3 protein-coding genes are annotated in these 4,222 nt (G+C 66.7%); 1 reads left to right on the forward strand and 2 read right to left on the reverse strand.

What is annotated here, in order from left to right; all coding sequences use genetic code 11:
• Window positions 1–173: 173 nt before the first annotated feature.
• On the reverse strand, window positions 174–428 hold the full coding sequence (locus tag ACF08M_RS41380) for a hypothetical protein (RefSeq protein WP_392190478.1): 255 nt from the start codon (window positions 426–428) through the stop codon (window positions 174–176).
• Between the two features lie 233 nt (window positions 429–661).
• On the opposite strand from ACF08M_RS41380, the gene ACF08M_RS41385 reads away from it, so the two are divergent.
• A complete protein-coding gene (locus ACF08M_RS41385; protein WP_392190479.1) occupies window positions 662–2,086 on the forward strand; it encodes a hypothetical protein in 1,425 nt (474 codons plus the stop codon).
• A 270-nt stretch (window positions 2,087–2,356) separates the two neighbouring features.
• Here the strand turns inward: ACF08M_RS41385 and ACF08M_RS41390 are convergent, their stop codons facing one another.
• A complete protein-coding gene (locus ACF08M_RS41390; protein ID WP_392190480.1) occupies window positions 2,357–3,964 on the reverse strand; it encodes an IS4 family transposase in 1,608 nt (535 codons plus the stop codon).
• Window positions 3,965–4,222 lie beyond the last annotated feature (258 nt).

The following is a 4,222-nucleotide window of genomic DNA, read 5'->3' on the forward strand; positions in this document are numbered from 1 at the left end:
CGCCGACCAGGCAGCGACCGAACAAGTGAACCTGAAACCACGTCAACCCGCCCTGACCAGCTAGTCAGCCACTCCCGCACTGCGGGGGAACCACATATCGATATCCGGATTCAGCTCTGGGATGTGGCCCGCAGCGACCTTGCTGTTCGCCGCCACCTTGGTGCAGGCACACTCTATGACTTCCATCGGGACTCCTTGGGCAGGGGCGCTGACATCCGGAGTCGCGCCGGCGGGGGCACATCGAGGTCGATGCTGAGCAGGACGACATCACCGTGCGCGAGGAACTCGTCGATGCACGGCAGATCGAGCAGACCCCACCGGATATCCAGCAGATAGCTCACACCGGCGTCGAGATTCGGCCCCTCGATACCAGCGGGACCGACCACTGCGACCGCCTGGGTATGGCGTATGCGTCCAAGTCGGCTCATACGCACGGGTCGAATGGCGGCTCGCCGCACACCGAACCAGGTGTTGCGCCGCTGCCCCCTGGCGAACAGCTGCCCGTAACCGGTCGGCTTCTCGTTCCTGGACGCGCCGGCTGGGCTGTCCGCGCCGGGCTCAAGATCGGTTCCGCGGAACTTGAGGGTGTTTCCGCTCCAGGTCGATGTCGTCCGCTGACGCGGGGCGCGTACGGTGCCAGCGGCGTCGATAGGGTCCTCTCGTGACGTACATAGTGACCCTCACCCCGGACCAGGTGGCCGACAACGAAGACGACTGGCTCGTCTCAGAGCGCTTCACGAAAGGGCTGCCCACAGGGCTCGACACGTCCGACACCGGTACTCGGTTAGCTTTCCTGGTCTGCGACAACCAGGGGCGTTCCGCGACCAACGGCCGCAACGGGCTCGCCGAGCACGGCCGCTTCATCACCTGGATGGGGTCGGTCCAGCACATCAACACCGTGGGCCCGGTCGACAGAAGCATCACCATCGAGCCCATGCGCAGATGTCCGAAGCCGGTGCCCCTGGACGGCGCCGACGGAATCCTCGCGTCCCTGCCCTCGACACACCGGGCTCACGTGGAGCGGGCTCTCTCCGGAAGCGCGGGCCACTGCGGCATGACGACCTGGCAGGCTCTGCGGGAAGCACTCCTGAGACGTCACCCCGAGTTGGCACGGTACATCGACTGGTTGCTCGCCCATCTCAACCCGCTCGTCTTCAACGTCGAGGACGCGGCGGACCGTGCGTGGCAGGAACAGAAGGACGCGGCTCAGTCCCTCACTCGCGTGACCGACTTCCCGCACTCCGCGCTGTCGGCCTGGGGGCGCCCCGCGTCCCGGGACGAGCCATACCTCGCGGGACTCATTCCGGACCCGGTGGAGAACAGCCTGATCGACCACGACGTACGGGCCGGACTGGGCGGCGAAGCGCCCCTTTTCAACGACTGGCGACAACGCAGTGACGTGAGATGCGACATCCACGTGCTGGAAGACTCCACAGGACGCCGTCTCGAGGTCGTCAACGTCAATGCCACCCCGGTCGAGAGGCGACTGGGCACGGACATGATCTACTACCACCACCCCACGCACAGCTTCGTCCTCGTCCAGTACAAGCGCTTCGAATCCCCGCACAAGGAATACCGGGTGAACAAGCAGCTCCTGGACCAGATGGACCGCTTGGAACAGGTTTCACGGCTCAGTTCAAAACCCGCGCGCTCCCACGAGTGGCGCCTGTCCCCGGACGCGTGCTTCCTGAAGTTCGCACACTGGCGGAACGGGGCGGCTTCCAGCACCGAGCTGGCCCACGGCATGTACATCCCCCTCTCCTACGCCCGCGTCCTCCTAGAGGACGACTGCACGCTCGGACCCAGGGGTGGGCGCATTTTCAGCTACGAGAGGGCGGTCAGCTACCTCGTCGGATCGGAGTTCGCGGAGCTGGTGAAGCTCGGCCGAGTCGGAACCGTGGGGACCAGCGTCGAGCAGTTGAGGGACTTCGGGCTGCAGCGTGCCCGCGAGGGGTACAGCGTCATGCTGGGATTCGAAACGAGCGACGAGACGCCCCGTGAACGGGCCGTACGCGTCCGCAATCGCAGCGCGAAGAAGAGGCCGAAGGTGAACTCCTACTCCCCGCCCACTTCGCAGCAGCCGTGAACGCTCGCGATCTTCGAACGTGCCGGTCGTAGGTCCGCGGCCTGGAACGGGATCGTCCGGTGTCTGGCTGGAACTGGAGGAAGCCGCAATACCCAGGTCAGCTCGTGCAACAGCTGGCCGACGTGTACGGGGTACCCGTTCGCATGGTGGTGGACGCCTGTATGCGTACTCGACCTGCGGACGAGCCCCCGCATCTGCCCGAGCAGGAACGGCACGACCCCGCTGCGTCAGCAATGAAGGTCTGGGGGGGCTTTCCCCAAGGCCGGGTAGTTAAGGCTTCGTTGGGGGATGCAAGCGGGACGGTGCGGCCGGTGGGGCGGCTGTGTAGCGGCCGGTCCTGACTCTTTTGATCAGTCCTTTCTCGGTCCAGCGGGCGAGTTGTCGGTAGGTGGCGACGAGGGTGACGTCGCCGAGGAGTTCGGCGATCTCCCGTGCCCGCCACTGGCGTCCGGGTTCTGTCTGCAGGAGGTCCAGGACGCGGGTCATGCGGTTGCTGGTTCGGCCGGGCCCGGCGTACTGCGGGATGGTCGTCGCTGGCAAGGGCGGCTCAGATGGTGGCGCAAGGGTCGTGATGGTCATCGAGGTCACGGTCCGGCTGTCATCGGGGCGGCCGTCCATCTTGCGTTCCGCGTAGCGCGAGATGGGGGACTTGACCTTGCGGGTGCTGACGCGAAGGCGGCGCGCGGGCAGCAGGGCCGACAGGAGTCGGTGGCCGATCTCCCCGAGCCCCTGCTCGGTGATTCCTTCCGCACGAATGAGCAGGTCACGGGCGCTCTGGAAGGCGATGGTGAAGCCACATCGATCGGGGTCGATGCCCGGCCGGGACTCCGCTGCCTCGACCATCGTGCGGCGCAGGAGCTGGTAGAGGGTGAGCAGGGACCACATCTCCTGCTCGACGCCGGCCGGGTCGTGTGAGCGCAGGACGCGGGCGTGCAGGATGGTGTGGCGCAGGGCGTAGTAGGCGCTCTCGTGTTCCCAGCGCTCGTGGTAGAGGCGCACGAGATGCCCGGCCGGGTAGCGGCGGGCGTCCAGGAGCGTGGTCGCCAGGCGGTAGGAGTCCTCGAAGGTGCTGCCGTCGGCACAGCTGAGGCTCACCCTCGCTTCGATGATGCGGACCGGGACGGCGCCGATGACCGAGAGGTAGGAGGAGTCCTCCAGCTGCTGGAGCACCGGCGGGCGGCGGCGCTGCGTGATGCGGCCCAGGACGCGGGCGCCGGTGATGTGCACGGCGGCCAGGAAGTCGTTGCCGTCAAAGCCACGGTCCCACAGGACCAGCATCTGGGAGTTCAAGTGGTGCAGCAGTCGGGTGGCGTAGGCGGTCTCGCCCTCGGCGGTGGGGCCGAAGACCGCGCCGATCACGGCCCGGGTGCCGGTCTCGACCAGCGTCATCAACTCGATCTGAGGGTAACCGCCGTGCGAACAGCGCCCCAGCCAGCCCCGGTTGCGCTCGCTGTCGGGCACCTTGATCGAGCTGCAGCCGTCGAAGGAGACCGTACGGTAGGGGCCGAAACGCACTCCGGGCGTGTGCGGCTGTGCCAGTGCCCCGGCCACCACCTCGAACAAGGCCCGAATCGGCGTGCACCCCACCCTGCGGCGCAGATCCCGCAGCCCCTTCGCAGTCGGCGCGGGCACGCTGTCGCCGAGCCCGGAGGTCATCTTCTGCCACACCAGCCGGTATCCGACCTCCGGAAACAGGCACATCGCCAGCAGGAAGTAGACCCCGACACGGGACGGCAGGTCCCGCAGCCGCCGTTGGAGTGCCCGATGCTCCTGCAGGACGGCGTCCACCAGCTCGAAAGGCAAGAACGGGGTCAGGCCACCCAGATGCCCGGCGGCGAATCGCCCCGCGGCCACGGTGATTTCCCGGGAAAGTGTCATCAAGGCGGGCGGGGAGGCAGAATACGAGGACAACGCGGCTCCGTACAGGACGTCTTGGTCGACAACCTGTCTCAACGGATCCGCGTTACCCACGTTCCGGCCAGCACACAAGCCCTCGACAACCCGCTTGCATTTCCCAACGAAGCCTTAACTACCCGGCCTTGGGGCTTTCCCCTTGATCGTGGACACCGGTTGTCATGCGGCGGTGGCCAGCGTAGTTGATCGTTGTTCGTAGGCGATCGGGCTGATCTGGCCGAG

This window comes from Streptomyces sp. NPDC015032 (assembly GCF_043080425.1).
GTDB lineage: Bacteria > Actinomycetota > Actinomycetes > Streptomycetales > Streptomycetaceae > Streptomyces.

Bases quoted from the DNA above. Each gene is read 5' to 3' on its own strand.
- ACF08M_RS41380 (WP_392190478.1), bottom strand. From the start codon at position 428: ATGAGCCGACTTGGACGCATACGCCATACCCAGGCGGTCGCAGTGGTC.
- ACF08M_RS41390 (WP_392190480.1), bottom strand. From the start codon at position 3,964: ATGACACTTTCCCGGGAAATCACCGTGGCCGCGGGGCGATTCGCCGCC.